We start from the raw sequence: 18,070 nt of genomic DNA, 5'->3' as shown, positions 1-18,070 counted from the left end.
ACTCCATGGCGCTGTCGTTTCAAATGTCCTTCAATCTTCGATTTCGGCACTGGGGCGAGTTTGCACCTGTGGATGTTCCATGACGTCGTCAACGTTCAGGGTCATCCCCGTTTCCTGGTAGTAAGCCCGAATTCGCTGCATGGCCTGGGCGGAGAAGGGATTGCCGTACAGGTCGTAGCGATCGCCGACGTGGGCAGGCACCTCCATGAGTGCATCGGGCATTTCAGTGATTTCATTGCCCGACAGATCCACTTCCATCCAGTTGAAATTCTCCAGTACACCCTTGGGAATTTCCCTGATACCGGTGGTGCTCAGGTCCAGGTCGGTGAGGTTCTGCAAATTGCTGAGGTCAGGTGTCAGTCCGAGCGGGTTATTGTGCAGATGCAGCAGATCAAGTTGGTCCAGACTCGCCAGCCCGGCCACGTCCTGCGGCGATAACCTGAGATTGCAGGTCGGCAGGCTCAAGGTGGTGAGTCGCTTCATCCGGAACACGGCTTCGGGGATGGAGGGCAGGTCGTAACCTTGAATATCGACGCTTTCAAGGTGGGTAAAGGCCTCGAGGAATCGACCTATCCGCGGCGAGTGATTACTGGTGCTGACCAGATAGAGATCCGAAACGTGGCCGAAGTCGGCGGTCAGTGTTGGCAACTCCCCCATGATCGGCAGCCTGAACGCAAACTGGTGGTCACTGGCGTCTGCTCCTTCCACCGGGGGTTTGCGCCAGCAAGTCAGCAATGCTTCTCGCAATGCCGTTCTGATTTGCTCTTGCATCAGGCGCTGGTCCGGAGGGAGTGGCAGCCCGGTGACCGGGTGAACGGGTATGTCGTTTTCCCAGGCGGCAAGATCACCCAGCAGTTGCTCGAGTTCGGCTTCCCGGCGTGCCAGCTCGATCCGGCCATCGGCCAGTGTGCCTTCGAGGTGATAGATGAAATCACTGGCCTGTTTATCGCTCAGGGCCGGGTAGAGCGTCTGGACGCGTGCGATGTCCGACGGCTCGGCCAGCACGCCAAGGTCTTCCCCGGTTCGGCGGAAGTAGTCCTTGATGCGCTCGCGGGTGGCCGCGTCCAGCGGATTGTCGCCCAGGTCAATGCCGTTGCTGGCGGAGGCCGGCAAATCGAAGAGCTCGGCGGGTAGTTCGGTCACGCGATTGCCGCTGAGGATGGCGGTTTCCAGCCAGGGAGGATCCAGCAAACTCGATGGCAGCCGGGTAATCCCGGTGTTCGACAGATCGAGAAATTCCAGTTCCGGCAGGCCGCGAATATCCGGCAGCCGGCCCAGCGGATTGCTGTAAAGATCGAGTCTGACCAGTTGTTTGAGTGACGCCAGCGTGGCGCTGCCCTTGTCATCCAGTACGACCCCGCAGTTGCTCAGCACCAGTTGCTGAAGATCCGGCATTGCGGTCAGTGCGGGTGGCACCTCGGTCAATGCCAGATCTCGCAATTCGAGCGAGTCGAGGCCGGTGAACCCTCGCAGGAAGCCTGTGCCTGCCCGTAGCTGAGCATTGCCGGTGATCGATAGCGTTGTCACGTGAGAAAAGTCGGCACTCAAGTCCGGCAGGTCACCGATGAAGGCCGGATTGAGGTTGAGCACCGTGCTTCGCCTCTCGGGGTGTTCGCGAGACCTTTCGCGCCAGAACGATTCGATCTCCTGTCGGAACATCCTGCGACTGGCATGCTCTGCGGATCGATCACTGGCGGTCAGCTCGATGCCGCTTGCCGGATAACGATCAGGGATGTCAGTCACCCATTTTTCGAGGTCGTCTTCAAGCTGCCGCAGTTCGGTCTCCCAGCGCCCGATCTGTAATCGACCGAAGTCGAGAGTTCCCGGCAGCAGGTACAGCACTCGATTGGCGTCATCATCGCTCAGGGATGGAAACAGCTCACGGATCCGCTCGAGGTCTTCTCTAGGCATTGAAACGCCGAATTGCTGCCTGAACTGCTGGTAACAGAGCTTGATGCGTTCGCGCGTGGCCGATGACAGCGGGTTGTCGGCGAGGCTGAGTTGCTTGGGTGGGCGGGCGGAAATATCGAAAAGGATGTCGGGCAGATCGCGGATCCGGTTACGTTCGAGCATGGCGACGAGCAGTCGTGGATGACCGAGCAAACCGTCGGGCAGGCTCGAAATCCCGGTATCGATCATGCGCAGTTGCACCAAGGCCGGCAGCGCTTCGAGGGGCGGATGGGCGCCCAGCGGGTTTCGGCTCAGATTCAAATACCGAAGGTCTTCAAGAGACGAAAGGGATGCGCGGCTTTGCGGGGTCAGCGTCAATCCACAATGCTCCAGAACCAGGCGCTGCAGTGAAGGCATGCGCATGGATGTCAGCGGGTTCTGGCCCAGGTTGAAATCGTGCAGTTCCAGGTGGCGCAAGGTGTTGAAGGGTTGCAGGAAACCGTCGACGTTGCCGAGAGCGTCATGCCCTGTGAGTGAGACTTCGCGGATGTGGCTGAAGTCGGTCGTCAGGGTGGGCAATTCGCCGATGAATGTCACACGCGCTACCAGTGAATCGCCCCGCTGCCTGGGGTTTTCCGGCATTCGTGAGCGCCACAGTGTTTGCAACTGTTCGGCAAACGCTGTTCGTGCCGAATGTTCGGCGAGGAACTCCCGAGGTGAGAGGGGTTGATGGCTGAAAGGATGCTCGTGGGGTATTGCCATTTTCCATTGCGACAGATCGGCGGTGAGTTGCTCGAGCTCGGCTTTCCAGTGCCTGAGCTGGCGGCGTCCGTGTTCCAGGTCACCGGGTAACCCGTAAAACACTTCGCTGGCCTCTTCGCCGTCCAGGTCGGGAAACAGCGCCTGGGTGGCATCGATGTCAGCCTGTTTGGCGACCACGCCGAAATCCATACCGGTGTCGCGCGAGTAACGTTTGATCCGTTCCAGTGTGTCGGCGGTCAACGGATTGCCGGAGAAATCGAATCCTGCGCTGGCGAAGGCGGGCTGGTCAAAGAGCGCCTCGGGCAATTCGCTGATCCGGTTATCACTGACAATGGCCGTTTTCAATCTCGGATGTCCGGCCAATCCGGGAGGAACATCGCTGATGCCTGTGCGAGAGAGGTCCAGATACATGAGCGCTGGCAGACTGCCTACGTCGGGCGCACTGCCCAGCGGGTTGTTGGGCAGTTCGAGTGATTCAAGCTCGCGCATCCCCGCCAGTGCAAGCTGCAGCTCGCCAGTCAAGGTCACGCCGCAGTTGTTGAGAACCAGGGTATCGAGCACGGGCAGGGCCGCCAGGGACTGTGGCAGTTGTTCAAGTGCAAAGTCATGCAGGATCAGGCGTTTCAACCGGGGAAAGCTGCGCAGAAAGGTTGAGGTGGCACGTATTTGTTTGTTCCCGTTGAGCGACAGTGCGGTGATGTGGCTGAAATCCGCCGACAGCTCCGGCATGTCACCGATGAAATTGGCTTGCGCCGATAACACATCCGCTCTCGTCAGCGGGTGTGCCGTCGAGCGGTGACGCCACAGCCGCTCAATTCTTCCGGCGAAAATTTCTCGCTCATAAAACTGATTGAAATGTTCGTTGGGGGTCAGCAGTTCACCCGTGGACGGATCACGATTGGGTGTGTCCCGCGCCCATGTGGCCAGCTCGCTGGTCAGCCGGGTTATTTCGCTCTCCCAGCGATCCAGTTGAAGCCGACCCTGTAAGAGCGAGCCGGGCAGGCTGTAAATCAGTTCGCTGGATTGACGGTCATTCAGGTCGGTAAACAGTGCCTTGATCCGGTTTATATCCGTTTGCTCGGGACGAACGCCCAGATCGCTGCCGGTCCGGTTGAAGTAGATCTTCACGTTTTCGCGGGTTGCAGCAGAAAGCGGGTTGCCGAAAAAATCGTACCCCGCGGTGGAAGCGGCCGGCTGTTCGAACAAGGCATCGGGCAGTGTGGTGATCTGGTTATCGGTTAGCCATGCGCTGGTCAGGCGCGGGTGATCCAGGACACCGCTGGGGATTTCGGAGAGGCCGGTACTGGAAAGGTTCAGATGCGACAGGTTCGGCATGAAGGTGAAGTCGAACGTCACACCCAGTGGATTGCCTTCCAGATCCAGTGCGGTCAGCCCGTTGAGGCTCGACATGATCGACTGGTTTTCCGGTGTCAGGACGACGCCACAGTTTTGCAGCGTCAGCTGTTTCAGACCTGCGAGCGTTGTCAGGCGCTGCGGCAGATTGTGCAGGTCGAAGTCGCGCAGTTCCATGCGTACAAGTCCCGAAAACCTTTCGAGGAAGTGGTCAAGGGCACCCGGCTCGCCGCTGCCGATCAATTCAAGATTGTCGACGTGGGAAAAGTCGGCCGTCAGGGCGGGAAGGTCACCCACGATCGGCTGTGAAAAACGCATCTGGTAACCATGCGGGCCATGCATCTCTCTGCGCCAGCAACTGCGCAGGTCGTTGGCGAACGTCTGGCGATCACGGATGGCGGCCATCTGTTGGTCATCCGTTCGACGGAGGCCATCAGCCGGGTTGATCTCCGGTAGGTCGAACAGCCATTGATTGAGATCGCTGTCGAGTTGCGCGTATTCCAGTTGAAGCCGTGACAGTTCGGCGATCGCGCCGTTCGGATGGTTGGCCAGGCGCTGCGCCATAGCGATTCGTTCGACTTCAGGCATTCTCGGGTAGATCTGCCTGATCCGGTTGTCCAGCGTGCGGGGCGTTCGCAGCCCCGGTGGCGGGTTGCGTGAATAGCCGTCCGTGCCCAGCAACCGCAAGGTGTCCACGACGGGAGGCGGCACGGGATCGGGCGTGATTGCCAGCCGCAGTTCGGTACGTGGCAGCGGATTGTCACTGATGGCTTGTCTGAGTTTTCCCCCCTCGCCGATCTGCAGGTTCAAGGCGTTTCTTTGCGCGTCCGGCAGGGCTTGCAGGACGGCAGTGTAGAAATCGGTGGAGCCGTGCAGTTGTAGTCCCTGCTCGTCGTACGGCTGCCAGAGCCCATCGGATTTGAGCACCAGCACCTTCTGAATGGCGGCATCGACCGGGCCGGTGCTGTCGATCAGCTGTCCCTGGGGATCTTGACCGCGCACTTCAAGGCGTACGTCTGCGGACCAGCCTGGCAATCGTTGCAGGCTGTGCAGCGCCAGCGTATCGGTATCAGGATTGCGCACGGAATCCAGCAACAACCCTTCGAAGGCGCGAGTGACGCGCAGTTCCTGGCTGGCATGTTCTGCCAGCGCCTGTTGCCGTTCGGGCCATTGTCCTTTGCTGATCATCACCAGTTCCGAACCGGTGGCCGTGTTCAGCAACTCTTCAGTCACCCTGGCAGGCAACTGCGGCTCATGCAGGGCCGCACGCCTGATCAAGGGCTCGTCGCGCTGTTGGAGCGCCTGGTAGCGTTGCTCGAAAAGCGACGTGCGCTGCTCTCGGGCGATCTGCGCCAGTCTGGCTCTGAGCTTGCGCGTGCGCGCTTCGATAGCGTGCATCTCACCGAAATCCTCTCCCAGCAGCGTATTGATTTCCGGCTCGCTGAGCGTTTGCAGCAGCGTCTTGAGGACGTCGCCATCGGACAGGCTGTCCTGCCGAATCTCGGTCACAGGAAGCTGTTCGTCAGCAGAGGATTGCCATGCAATCTCACCTTGAGCGTTGATGAAACGCAATGTCTTGCGCTGGGGCCAGGGCGTTTGCTCTGCGATCAGCCGGAGCTGGAGCAGCGGATCTGCACCTGAATAATCCTCGGGGCGGTCGCTGGCCATCCGGTCGATGAAGTCCTGCAGGTCCTGATCAATCCGGCAGCGCTGAATGCTGTCGGCCAGCAAGGGGGGCAAGCGCTCCTGGTTGACGTGCATTTTGCGCAGTGCGTCTTGCGTATAACCGCTGACCTTGAGGATCTGCTCACGTCGCACCGCAGGGAACGACTCGACGCTGTGACCGATCCGTTGCAATACGGTAGGGGCGTCCCATTCAAGCGGCCGTTCAAGCTCGGTATGAAAGGCGCCTTCGCCGTTATGGCGCACGATGGGGCGGTAGGCATCTGCCCGTGCGGGGTGTTCGATGTAGAGTTGGCCGGGATGTTCATGCGGACTGACGAGGTAATGCGTCTGCTCGAGTGGCAGCAGGCTTTCGCCCTGATAGTGATGCAGGCCCTGGTGGTCGGGCCCGGTCCCTTCGGGTGGCTTGACCTGGCGCTCGTAAGGTTTCAGATCCGGTTTCCAGTATAGGGTTTTGCCATTGCGCAGTTTGACGGGCTGGAACCGGTCAATGAATGACATGACTTCTGCCGGCAATATTTTTGGCAGTTCTGCCAGGGCAATCCCGCCACCGAGGGCGAAGGCCCCCAGCTGGATCAATGATTCCAATGCGGTGAAAAAATGCTCGGCGGCCTCTGTAATCTGCCCTTCGGCCCAGTCGACAATCCATTCGAAGGCTTCGTCGAGAAATTGGTAGGCCATGTAGGCCATCATGATTTCTCCGAGAAACGGTACGAACGGCATCAGGACGAAGGAGGCGATCTCGAGAATCGATGACGCCACGTTGACGAATGAGTCCCAGAGCGCCCAGCGGGCGTTAGCGTCCGTCGTGGCCGTTGATACGGCGATAGTCGCTGCGTCATTGAGGATCTTGTTCAGCTTGCCCTGGTAGAGGTGTTCCCAGAGTTCTGTGGTGATGGGCGTGACGGCAAGTTGCAGTTTCGGCTTGTTTACAGGGGTGTCTCGCCAGGCAGGCAGTGGGCTTCCCGCCTCAGGCTTGTGCCATGTCACCTTGCTCAGTCGCCGGTTCAGTTCGCTGAAGAAATGACCACGTTGTTCATGGAGTACGAAACGGCTGAAGAAACGCTGATAGTCGGGGGCGCGCAATTGGCGGGTCAGTTCTTTCTCCATTTCGACGGGCGAGGCGTATTCCTTGATGGGGTGTTCGGGATCATCGGGTATGTAAGCAACCACCCGGGTCGAGGTCCTGGCCTGTTCCAGATCCGGGGTGAATATCACGATGCCGGTCAGTGTGGCCGACATCATCGTCAAGTCGTGACAGCGCAGCGGTTGACGGTCGATCCGCATGCCTTCCAGACCATCGAGCAAGCCACCGATCAGTCGAAAATATAACTCTCCGATGTCCTGGTTCATTCGTGCCAGTTGGAGGGCGGCCCTCAGTGCGGCTTTCTGACTTTCCTTGACCTCGCGGGATAACACCGCAGCGGCGACCGGACTGGTGAAACCGAGGTTGTCTTCAAGGTAGGTTTTGTAGCGGGCGCCGATGTCCAGCTCCCGGCACAGGCTGGTGAAGGCCGGGATAGTGATTTTGCCGTTGACCTGCGGCAGCGGCTCGAACTGCCCTGTCGCAGACGGTCTGGAAATGAAGGACGAGCCACTTTCGTAAGCCCCTTGCCGTGTTTCCTTCTCTTCGAAATTGTGCAGCGCCGCCTCTACCAGCGATACGGTCCAGACCCGGGCGCCGGTTTTGATCGCAAAGCCGGACACGGTCACCGGTATGTAGAGGCGCAAGAAGGTTTCCTTGACGTCCACTTCCACGCCGAACCGGGACTTCAACGCTTGCGCAAGCAGCGGTGTTGCAAACGCGCTGGCGTCCTGCACGCGTTCGAGCCTCTGATCCACGGTGTTCTGAGCGGACATGTGGTCGGCAATCGCGGTTCTCAATTCATCGTGATCCGCCTGCGGTGCAGTCTTGATGGTGTCGGGAAGTGTCTTGCGATTGTTCTTCAGTGCCTCGCGCCTTTTGTCCGAGGCATTGCCCAGCCATGAGGGCATGGCGTTGACGAGCGGTTGATAATGAGAGGGCGGGTTGTGTCGGTCGTCGGTGTCGGCCGTGGCGCTGGCCCGATTGATCGGAGATTGCATGGTGATCCTGCCTTCGGCATCCGGAAAAGGAGCCCAGCAAATCAAATTGCTTTCGACAAAGTGCGGTACATAGATATGACATTGGCGGCTGCCGCAATTGATATCCTCTCAGGCCTGCTGCAATTGCTGGCGACGGTTTAAACTGCGCCTTTGCGACGCTATATGTCGCATTGCCGTAAACCCGGGAAAATCCGGGGTTTGCGCTATAAGAAGTTGTCGCTTGGCGGCAAGGCCGGGCACAAAACTGTCCTTACAATCCCCCCATCGCTCGCCAGTTTCAGGCGGGTGGCCCTCATCAGGAGACTCCGATGTCCGTTGAGCACGCTGCGGTACAACGCGCCGATTTCGACCAGGTTATGGTTCCCAACTACGCGCCTGCCGCTTTCATTCCGGTGCGTGGCGCCGGGTCCCGCGTCTGGGATCAGGCCGGCCGCGAGCTGATCGACTTCGCCGGCGGCATCGCCGTCAACGTATTGGGCCATGCGCACCCGGCGCTGGTCGGTGCCTTGACCGAGCAAGCGAACAAGCTGTGGCACGTGTCCAACGTGTTCACCAACGAACCGGCCCTGCGCCTGGCGCACAAGCTGATCGACGCCACCTTTGCCGAGCGCGTGTTCTTCTGCAACTCCGGCGCCGAAGCCAACGAGGCCGCCTTCAAGCTGGCCCGTCGCGTCGCGTTCGACCGTTTCGGCACCGAGAAATACGAAATCATCGCCGCGCTCAACAGCTTCCACGGCCGTACCCTGTTCACCGTGAACGTTGGTGGCCAGTCGAAGTATTCCGACGGTTTCGGCCCGAAAATCACCGGCATCACCCACGTGCCGTACAACGATCTGGCGGCACTGAAAGCCGCTGTTTCGGACAAGACCTGCGCGGTCGTTCTGGAACCGATCCAGGGCGAGGGCGGCGTGCTGCCGGCCGAGCTGGCTTACCTGCAAGGCGCCCGTGAACTGTGCGACGCCAACAACGCGCTGCTGGTGTTCGACGAAGTGCAGACTGGCATGGGCCGTACCGGCAACCTGTTCGCCTACCAGCATTACGGCGTGACCCCGGACATCCTGACCAGCGCCAAGAGCCTGGGCGGCGGTTTCCCGATCGCGGCTATGCTGACCACCGAAGCGCTGGCCAAGCATCTGGTCGTCGGCACTCACGGCACCACGTATGGCGGCAACCCGCTGGCGTGTGCCGTGGCCGAAGCTGTGATCGACGTGATCAACACCCCTGAGGTGCTGAACGGCGTTCATGCCAAGCACGACAAGTTCAAGACCCGCCTGCAACAGATCGGCGAGAAGTACGGCCTGTTCACCCAGGTGCGTGGTCTCGGTCTGCTGATCGGTTGCGTGCTGAGCGACGCCTGGAAAGGCAAGGCCAAGGACATCTTCAACGCCGCTGAACAAGAAGGCCTGATGATTCTGCAGGCCGGTCCGGACGTGATCCGTTTCGCCCCGAGCCTGGTGGTGGAAGACGCGGACATCGACGCCGGTCTGGATCGCTTCGAACGTGCTGCGGCGAAACTGACTCAAGCCTGATTCATGCAAGACCGCCCGGCGTCTGTCGTCATCGACAGGTGCCGGGACCATTTTCCTGTGCCGGGCCTGCCCGGCATTTTTTTCCCGAGTCGGCGCTTTCGCCGACCTGAAGTAGAGAAAGGAGTGACACCATGCTGGTGATGCGCCCCGCGCAAATGGCTGATCTGGGCGAGGTACAGCGTCTGGCTGCGGACAGCCCGATTGGTGTCACTTCCTTGCCGGATGACGTTGAACGCCTGAGCGACAAGATCGCCGCGAGCGAAGCCTCGTTTGCCGCCGAAGTGAGCTTCAACGGCGAGGAGAGTTACTTCTTCGTTCTGGAAGACACCGCCACCGGCAAACTGGTGGGCTGCTCGGCAATCGTCGCTTCGGCCGGTTATTCCGAGCCGTTCTACAGCTTTCGCAACGAGACCTTCGTGCATGCTTCCCGCGAGCTGAAGATCCACAACAAGATCCACGTGCTCTCGCAATGCCACGACCTGACCGGCAACAGCTTGCTGACCAGTTTCTACGTGCAGCGCGAGCTGGTGGGTTCGCCGTGGGCCGAACTCAACTCCCGTGGTCGTCTGTTGTTCGTCGCCAGCCATCCGGAGCGGTTCGCCGATTCGGTGGTGACCGAGATCGTCGGCTATAGCGATGAAAACGGCGACTCGCCATTCTGGGACGCCATCGGTCGCAACTTCTTCGATTTGAACTACGCCGAGGCCGAACGTCTGTGTGGCCTGAAAAGCCGCACGTTCCTCGCCGAGTTGATGCCGCATTACCCGATCTACGTGCCGCTGCTGCCGGACTCCGCTCAGGAAGCGATGGGCCAGGTACACCCGCGTGCGCAGATCACCTTCGACATCCTGATGCGCGAAGGCTTCGAGACCGATCACTACATCGACATCTTCGACGGTGGCCCGACCCTGCATGCGCGCGTTTCGGGGATCCGTTCGATCGCCCAGAGCCGCGTGGTGCCGGTGAAACTCGGTGAGCCGGTCAAAGGTGCCGGGCGCCAGTATCTGGTGGCCAATGCCCAGTTGCAGGATTACCGCGCGGTATTGCTGGAACTGGATTACGCACCGGGCAAACCGGTGACCCTGGATCTGGAAGCGGCCGAAGCCCTGGGTGTCGGTGAAGGTGCCAGCGTGCGCCTGGTGGCGGTTTAACGCCTTAGCGAGTTTCACGGGTGGCCACGGCGGCCCGTTTGAGGAGATAGCATGATTGTTCGTCCCGTACGCAGCAGCGATTTGTCCGCTCTGATCGACCTGGCCCGCAGCACCGGCACCGGCCTGACCACCTTGCCGGCCAACGAAGAGCGCCTGACCCACCGGGTCGGCTGGGCCGAGAAGACCTTTCGCGGTGAAGCCGGTCGTGGCGACGCGGACTATCTGTTCGTGCTCGAAGACGACAACGGTCGCGTGGTGGGGATTTCCGCCATCGCCGGCGCCGTCGGTCTGCGCGAGCCTTGGTACAACTTCCGTGTCGGCCTGACCGTCAGCGCCTCGCAGGAATTGAACATCTATCGCGAGATCCCGACGCTGTTCCTGGCCAACGACCTGACCGGCAACTCCGAGCTGTGCTCGCTGTTCCTGCACGCTGACTACCGCACCGGCCTCAACGGCCGCATGTTGTCCAAGGCGCGCATGCTGTTCATCGCCGAATTCCCGGAACTGTTCGGCAACAAGATCATCGCCGAGATGCGCGGCGTGTCGGATGACGCCGGTCGTTCGCCGTTCTGGGAAAGCCTGGGCCGTCACTTCTTCAAGATGGAATTCAGCCAGGCCGATTATCTGACCGGTGTCGGCAACAAGGCATTCATTGCCGAACTGATGCCGAAATTCCCGCTGTACACCTGCTTCCTGTCGCCGGACGCGCGCAACGTCATCGGCCAGGTGCATCCGGACACCGAGCCGGCGCTGGCGATGCTCAAGAGCGAAGGTTTCAGCTATCAGGGTTACGTCGATATCTTCGACGCAGGTCCCGCCATCGAGTGCGAGACCAGCAAGATCCGCGCGGTACGCGACAGCGAAGCGCTGGTGCTGGCCATCGGCACGCCGGGCGACGACGCCACGCCGTTCATCATCCATAACCGCAAACGCGAAGACTGCCGCATCACGGCTGCGCCGGCCCGTCTGGCCGCCGGCACCCTGGTGGTCGATCCGCTGACCGCCAAACGTCTTCAACTCAACGCTGGCGATCAGGTGCGCGCCGTGGCGTTGTCTGCTGCCCGGGAGTCGAAATAATGAATTCGCTATACATCGCAGGTGAGTGGCTGGCCGGTCAGGGCGAGGCCTTTCAATCGCTGAACCCGGTGACCCAGCAAGTGCTGTGGTCGGGGGAGGGCGCCACTGCCGCTCAGGTCGAGTCGGCCGTGCAGGCTGCGCGTCAGGCGTTCCCGGGCTGGGCCCGGCGTACCCTGGAAGATCGCATCAGCGTGCTCGAAGCATTCGCCGCTGCGCTGAAAAACCACGCTGATGAGCTGGCCCGCACCATCGGTGAGGAAACCGGCAAACCGTTGTGGGAAGCCGCGACCGAAGTCACCAGCATGGTCAACAAGATCGCGATTTCGGTACAGAGCTACCGCGAACGTACCGGCGAGAAGAGCGGCCCGTTGGGCGACGCCACCGCCGTATTGCGCCACAAGCCCCACGGCGTGGTCGCGGTGTTCGGCCCTTACAACTTCCCCGGCCATTTGCCGAACGGCCACATCGTGCCGGCGCTGCTGGCCGGTAACAGCGTGCTGTTCAAGCCAAGCGAGCTGACCCCGAAAGTCGCGGAGTTGACGGTCAAGTGCTGGATTGAAGCCGGTCTGCCGGCCGGTGTCCTGAACCTGCTGCAAGGCGCCCACGAAACCGGTATCGCTCTGGCGGCGAACCCGGGCATCGACGGTCTGTTCTTTACCGGCTCGAGCCGTACCGGCAATCACCTGCACCAGCAGTTCGCCGGTCGTCCGGACAAGATCCTCGCGCTGGAAATGGGCGGCAACAACCCGCTGGTGGTCGATCAGGTCGCTGACCTCGATGCGGCGGTGTACACGATCATTCAATCGGCGTTCATTTCCGCCGGTCAGCGCTGTACCTGTGCCCGTCGTCTGCTGGTGCCGGAAGGCGCGTGGGGCGACAGCCTGCTCAAGCGTCTGGTGGAAGTCAGCTCGACCATCGAGGTCGGCGCGTTTGATCAGCAGCCGGCACCGTTTATGGGGTCGGTGGTTTCCCTTGGCGCGGCGAAAGCGTTGATGGATGCCCAGGCGCATCTGCTGGCCAACGGCGCGGTGTCGTTGCTGGCGATGACTCAGCCACAGGCGCAATCGGCACTGCTGACCCCGGGCATCGTTGATGTGACGGCGGTTGCCGATCGCTCCGACGAAGAACTGTTCGGCCCGTTGCTGCAGGTGATCCGCTACGCCGATTTCGCGGCGGCGATTGCCGAAGCCAACGACACTGCGTTTGGCCTGGCCGCAGGTCTGCTGTCGGATTCCGAAGAGCGCTACCAGCAGTTCTGGCTGGAAAGCCGTGCCGGGATCGTCAACTGGAACAAGCAGCTGACCGGTGCTGCGAGCAGCGCACCGTTCGGCGGTGTCGGCGCCTCGGGCAACCACCGCGCCAGTGCCTACTACGCGGCGGATTACTGCGCGTACCCGGTGGCCTCGCTGGAAACCCCGAGCCTGGTGTTGCCGGCGGCCCTGACGCCTGGCGTGAAGATGGCGTGATGCCCATCGCTGGCAAGCCAGCTCCCACAAGGGCGATGAGCTCCCTGTGGGAGCTGGCTTGCCAGCGATGGCCGCGCCGCGGTCTCAAAGAATAGTTACTGAAGCCTATAACAACAGATTCTCGTGGAGCCTCGCTGATGAAATCCTATGAAGTCAATTTTGACGGTCTAGTGGGGCCGACCCATAACTACGGTGGTCTGTCCTACGGCAACGTTGCGTCCCAGAGCAACAGCCAGCAATCCTCGAACCCGAAGGAAGCGGCGCTGCAAGGCCTGGCGAAAATGAAAGCGCTGATGGAAATGGGCTTTCAGCAGGGCGTTCTCGCACCGCAGGAGCGTCCGGACGTGGCTGCTCTGCGCCGTCTGGGCTTCAGCGGCACCGATGCTCAGGTGATCGAGCGCGCCGCAAAGGAAGCGATGCCGTTGCTGGTCGCCAGTTGCTCGGCATCGAGCATGTGGGTGGCCAACGCCGCCACGGTCAGCCCGAGTGCCGACACTGCTGACGGTCGCGTGCATTTCACCGCCGCCAACCTGAACTGCAAATACCACCGCAGCATCGAGCACCCGACCACCAGTCGCGTGCTGGGCGCGATGTTCGCCAACCAGCAACACTTCGCTCACCACGCCGCGTTGCCGGCGGTGGCGCAGTTCGGCGACGAAGGCGCAGCGAACCACACGCGTTTCTGCCGTGAGTACGGCGAGGCCGGCGTCGAGTTCTTCGTGTTCGGTCGCAGTGCGTTCGACACCCGCTACCCGGCACCGCAAAAGTATCCGGCGCGCCAGACCCTCGAAGCCTCGCAAGCCGTCGCTCGTTTGCACGGCCTGCGTGACGATGGCGTGGTCTATGCGCAGCAGAACCCGGCGGTGATCGATCAGGGCGTGTTCCACAACGACGTGATCGCGGTGGGCAACGGCGAGGTGCTGTTCTATCACGAGGACGCGTTCCTCGACACCGATCAGATGCTGGCCGAGCTGCAAGCCAAACTGGCCAAGGTCGGCGGCAAGTTTCAGTCGGTCTGCGTGCCGCGTTCGGCGGTCACCGTGGATGACGCGGTGCGTTCCTACCTGTTCAACAGCCAGTTGCTGTCGCGTCCTGACGGTTCGATGCTGCTGATCGTGCCGGAGGAGTGCCGTGGCAACGAGCGCGTGTGGAATTACCTGCAAGGCCTGACCAGCTCTGGCGGCCTGATTCGTGAAGTGAAAGTCTTCGATCTCAAGCAAAGCATGCAGAACGGCGGTGGCCCGGCGTGCCTGCGACTGCGCGTCGCGCTCAACGAAACCGAGCTGGCGGCCGTCAACCCAGGGGTTATCATGACCGCCCCGTTGTACGGTTCGTTGACCGCATGGGTTGAAAAGCACTACCGCGACCGCCTGACCGAAAGCGATCTGGCGGATCCGCAATTGCTGCTTGAATGCCGGACGGCACTGGATGAACTGACGCAAATCCTTAAACTGGGCGCGGTTTATCCATTCCAGATCAATTGATGACCGGTGCGCCGCCTTGTCGCGGCGCACGGTTCCATCTCCCCAAGAGAGCGTAAAACATGAGCGATTCCCTGCAGCTGATCCTTGAAGACACTGACGGCACGCAACTGCAAACTTCCTGCACCCGCGTCGCGGTCATGTGGCAAGGCAAAGAGCTGTGGATCCAGCAGGACGGCCGCGGCCAACTGTTGATCGGCGTGGACGTCGAAGAGGGCGACGAAGAGTACGCCAACCTGCTGTTGCGCCCATTGGCGACTAATCTGGTAAGTCTGCAACTGGAGATGGAACCGGCTGACCTCGGCGACGATGACGGCCACGTGCACGGCCCGGATTGCAATCACGACCACTAAGGAAACCGCTCTATGCTCGCCCTCGGCAAACTGCTTGAACTGACCCTCGCCGGCCGTGAACCGGCGGAGAAGACTCAACTGACTGTCGAAGGCGTGCGCATGCGCTGGTTGAGCGAGGGTGCGCTGGAAGTCCGGCCACCCGAAGCGCGTGACAATGGCCTGGACCTGCTGCTGTCGGCAGGCATCCACGGCAACGAAACGGCACCGATCGAATTGCTCGACCGGTTGCTGCATGACATCGCCCGCGGCGATCTGAAGCCGCGCGCACGCATTCTGTTCCTGTTCGGCAACCCGGAAGCGATTCGCAAGGGCGAGCGTTTCGTCGAGCAGGACGTCAATCGGCTGTTCAACGGCCGTCACGAACAAAGCAGCGGTTCCGAAGCCCTGCGCGCCTGCGAGCTGGAACGCCTGGCGGCGAGTTTCTTCAGTCTTCCTGATCGTCAGCGCCTGCACTACGACCTGCACACGGCGATTCGCGGTTCGAAGATCGAGCAGTTCGCCCTTTATCCGTGGAAAGAAGGTCGCCAGCATTCCCGTCTTGAGCTGGCCCGCCTGCGCGCCGCCGGCATGGAGGCGGTGCTGTTGCAGAACAAACCGTCGATCGTGTTCAGCTCCTACACCTACGACAAACTGGGGGCCGAGTCCTTCACGCTGGAACTGGGCAAGGCGCGGCCATTCGGGCAGAACGCCGGGGTCAATGTGTCGCTGCTGGAAACCCGTCTGAAGCAGATCATCGAAGGTACCGAGCCAGAGATGGCCGAGCAGGGCCTGGTCGGTCTGCAACTGTTCAGCGTGGCCCGTGAAATCATCAAGCACAGCGATGCGTTCCGCCTGAACCTGCCGGCGGACATCGAAAACTTTTCCGAACTGGATGTGGGTTATGTGCTGGCCGAAGACCTGGCCAATACCCGCTGGATCATCGAAGAGCAGGGCGCGCGGATCATCTTCCCCAACCCCAAGGTCAAGAACGGCCTGCGGGCGGGCATTCTGATCGTGCCGACCACTGACGAAAATCTTGCCTGACCCAATCCTTGGGCAGATGCCTAACCCTGTGGGAGCGGGCAAGCCCGCTCCCACAGGGGGTTGAGTGAAGTTCAAGACCTCACTCGACTAGGGTTTGAATCAGACCGCTACAGCACGCGGCTCGGTGCGGCGCAATGCACGCACTTTCTGCAACGTATCGGCGCAGGTCTTCGCCGCTTCCTGACCCTTGTGCACGAAATGCTCGAAGAAGAACTTCTGGTGCTCTTCGCCGGCATGGAAGTGGTGCGGGGTCAGCGACACCGAGAACACCGGCACTTCGGTTTCCAGCTGAACCTGCATCAGGCCGCTGACCACCGACTGGGCGACGAACTCGTGACGGTAGATTCCGCCGTCCACCACCAGAGCGGCCGCGACGATACCGGCATAACGACCGGTCTTGGCCAACAGCTTGGCGTGCAGGGGCATTTCAAAGGCGCCGCCAACTTCGAAGAAATCGATGTCAGATTCCTGATAACCCTGAGCGATCATTTCAGCGAGGAAGCCTTTACGGCTCTGATCGACAATTTCCTTGTGCCAGCAGGCCTGGATGAACGCGACGCGCTCGCCGTGAGTGTGTTTGCTTTTGCTGTCGATAGCGGTGGGTTGCATGTTCTGACTCCTGTTTGTGTGAAAAACAGGGCGTTATGAATCGAAAGGGATTCAAGGGTACGCACGCTCGCGCATAAGCGGCGGACGGCCCTTTGGCGTCAATCCCGTTCTCTCTTCATCCGGACTATGACCGTCGGCCCCGGAATCACACCGGGTCTGCTGACCTTGCTGCCGCTCACGGCTTATGCCGTGCCCGTCACCAAGCGCTCGCGGGCTATGCGCATTGCGCGCAATTACCGCCGGTGGGGAATTGCACCCCGCCCTGAGAACGTTTCGCCGCCCTTTATCGGGCGGCGCAGCGTTTTTAACACAGATTGCAGGACCGTGCATTGCGCCTTTGTGATGATTGCCATCGGATTATTCGAAGCGTGAAAACGACTTTTCCTTGCGCAAGGGTTGATTAATCCGCGCCATGCCCGCAGTAATTCCTCTTCGAAAAGGGATTTCCCCTGCTGACTTGAGGCCAGGTTCATGAGCGTTATCGATCTTCGCAGCGACACCGTCACTCAACCGACTCCCGCCATGCTCGACGCGATGACCCGCGCCGACACCGGTGACGACGTGTATGGCGAAGATCCGACGGTCAATCGTCTGGAAGTCGAACTGGCAAAACGGCTCGGTTTTGCCGCCGCGCTGTTCGTCCCTACCGGCACCATGAGCAACCTGCTGGGATTGATGGCGCACTGCGAGCGCGGTGACGAGTACATCGTCGGTCAGCAGGCACACACCTATAAATACGAAGGCGGCGGCGCAGCGGTGCTCGGCTCGATTCAGCCACAGCCGCTGGAAGTGCAAGCTGACGGCTCGCTGGACCTGGATCAGGTGGCCGCGGCGATCAAGCCCGACGATTTCCACTTCGCCCGTACGCGCCTACTGGCGCTGGAAAACACCATGCAGGGCAAAGTGCTGCCGCTGGACTATCTGGCCCGGGCCCGCCAGTTCACTCGGGACAACGGCCTGCAACTGCATCTGGACGGCGCGCGGCTGTACAACGCGGCGGTCAAGCTCGGGGTCGATGCCCGGGAAATCACCCAATATTTCGATTCGGTCTCGGTGTGCCTGTCCAAAGGCCTCGGCGCGCCGGTCGGTTCGGTGCTGTGCGGTTCGTCGGCGTTGATTGCAAAGGCCCGGCGCCTGCGCAAAATGGTCGGTGGCGGCATGCGTCAGGCCGGACTGCTGGCGGCGGCGGGGCTGTATGCGCTGGATCACAACGTCGAGCGTCTGGCGGATGACCATGCCAACGCGCAGTTGCTGGCCGAAGGCCTTCGCGAGGCTGGTTTCAGCGTCGAGCCGGTGCAGACCAATATGGTTTATGTGCAGATGGGCGACCGTGCCGAGGCGATCAAGGCATTTGCCGCCGAACGCGGGGTCAAGTTGAGCGCTGCCGCCCGTCTGCGGATGGTCACGCACATGGACGTCAATCGCTCGCAAATCGAGCAAGTGATCGCGACATTCGTCGAGTTTTCGCGCAAGTGACAGCGTTAGCAGCCCAATTGACCGTTTCTATCGTATAAACACGCTGTACCCCGCGCGCAGGGCCGATATAATGCGGCCCTTTGCCGTCGTTTCGTCTGTTGACGTTTCGTACAGGCCTTTGGCCGCAGCCTC

Annotated in this window: 10 protein-coding genes and 1 riboswitch; of the genes, 8 read left to right on the top strand and 2 right to left on the bottom strand. The window is 60.9% G+C overall.

What is annotated here, in order from left to right; all coding sequences use genetic code 11:
* Nucleotides 1–30: 30 nt before the first annotated feature.
* Complete coding sequence (locus tag QLG12_RS00275) at nt 31–7,773, bottom strand: DUF6543 domain-containing protein (RefSeq protein WP_282473686.1); 7,743 nt, start codon at nt 7,771–7,773, stop codon at nt 31–33.
* A 308-nt stretch (nt 7,774–8,081) separates the two neighbouring features.
* Here QLG12_RS00275 and QLG12_RS00270 point away from each other — a divergent pair, with 308 nt between their 5' ends.
* The 7 genes from QLG12_RS00270 (at nt 8,082) to astE (ending at nt 15,853) form a co-directional block, all read left to right on the top strand.
* The gene (locus QLG12_RS00270; RefSeq protein ID WP_011335536.1) at nt 8,082–9,302 is read left to right on the top strand and encodes an aspartate aminotransferase family protein; all 1,221 of its coding nucleotides are present in this window, start codon (nt 8,082–8,084) and stop codon (nt 9,300–9,302) included.
* Nucleotides 9,303–9,433: 131 nt separating this feature from the next.
* The gene (gene aruF, locus QLG12_RS00265) at nt 9,434–10,453 is read left to right on the top strand and encodes an arginine/ornithine succinyltransferase subunit alpha (protein ID WP_064598807.1); all 1,020 of its coding nucleotides are present in this window, start codon (nt 9,434–9,436) and stop codon (nt 10,451–10,453) included.
* A gap of 51 nt (nt 10,454–10,504) precedes the next feature.
* A complete protein-coding gene (astA, locus tag QLG12_RS00260) occupies nt 10,505–11,530 on the top strand; it encodes an arginine N-succinyltransferase (RefSeq protein ID WP_011335534.1) in 1,026 nt (341 codons plus the stop codon).
* The gene (astD, locus tag QLG12_RS00255; protein ID WP_282473816.1) at nt 11,527–12,996 is read left to right on the top strand and encodes a succinylglutamate-semialdehyde dehydrogenase; all 1,470 of its coding nucleotides are present in this window, start codon (nt 11,527–11,529) and stop codon (nt 12,994–12,996) included. Before astA ends, astD begins: the two co-directional genes overlap by 4 nt.
* A gap of 137 nt (nt 12,997–13,133) precedes the next feature.
* Nucleotides 13,134–14,480, top strand: a complete 1,347-nt coding sequence (gene astB / locus QLG12_RS00250) for an N-succinylarginine dihydrolase (protein ID WP_064598800.1) — start codon at nt 13,134–13,136, stop codon at nt 14,478–14,480.
* A 59-nt stretch (nt 14,481–14,539) separates the two neighbouring features.
* A complete protein-coding gene (locus QLG12_RS00245; protein WP_011335531.1) occupies nt 14,540–14,830 on the top strand; it encodes a hypothetical protein in 291 nt (96 codons plus the stop codon).
* A 12-nt stretch (nt 14,831–14,842) separates the two neighbouring features.
* Nucleotides 14,843–15,853 (top strand): succinylglutamate desuccinylase, encoded by a 1,011-nt coding sequence (astE, locus tag QLG12_RS00240; protein WP_282473685.1) that lies wholly within the window; start codon nt 14,843–14,845, stop codon nt 15,851–15,853.
* A 99-nt stretch (nt 15,854–15,952) separates the two neighbouring features.
* Here the strand turns inward: astE and QLG12_RS00235 are convergent, their stop codons facing one another.
* Nucleotides 15,953–16,462, bottom strand: a complete 510-nt coding sequence (locus tag QLG12_RS00235) for a 6,7-dimethyl-8-ribityllumazine synthase (protein ID WP_011335530.1) — start codon at nt 16,460–16,462, stop codon at nt 15,953–15,955.
* A gap of 102 nt (nt 16,463–16,564) precedes the next feature.
* Nucleotides 16,565–16,736, bottom strand: a riboswitch (FMN riboswitch).
* Between the two features lie 197 nt (nt 16,737–16,933).
* Between QLG12_RS00235 and ltaE the strand changes: the two genes are divergently transcribed.
* Nucleotides 16,934–17,938 (top strand): low-specificity L-threonine aldolase, encoded by a 1,005-nt coding sequence (ltaE, locus tag QLG12_RS00230; RefSeq protein ID WP_197871267.1) that lies wholly within the window; start codon nt 16,934–16,936, stop codon nt 17,936–17,938.
* Nucleotides 17,939–18,070 lie beyond the last annotated feature (132 nt).

The sequence above is a fragment of the Pseudomonas sp. V88_4 genome (assembly GCF_029967985.1).
In the GTDB taxonomy this organism is placed as follows: domain Bacteria; phylum Pseudomonadota; class Gammaproteobacteria; order Pseudomonadales; family Pseudomonadaceae; genus Aquipseudomonas; species Aquipseudomonas glycinae.
Note: the sequence above shows the minus strand (reverse complement) of the source record. Positions and strands in the feature narration are given on the sequence as shown.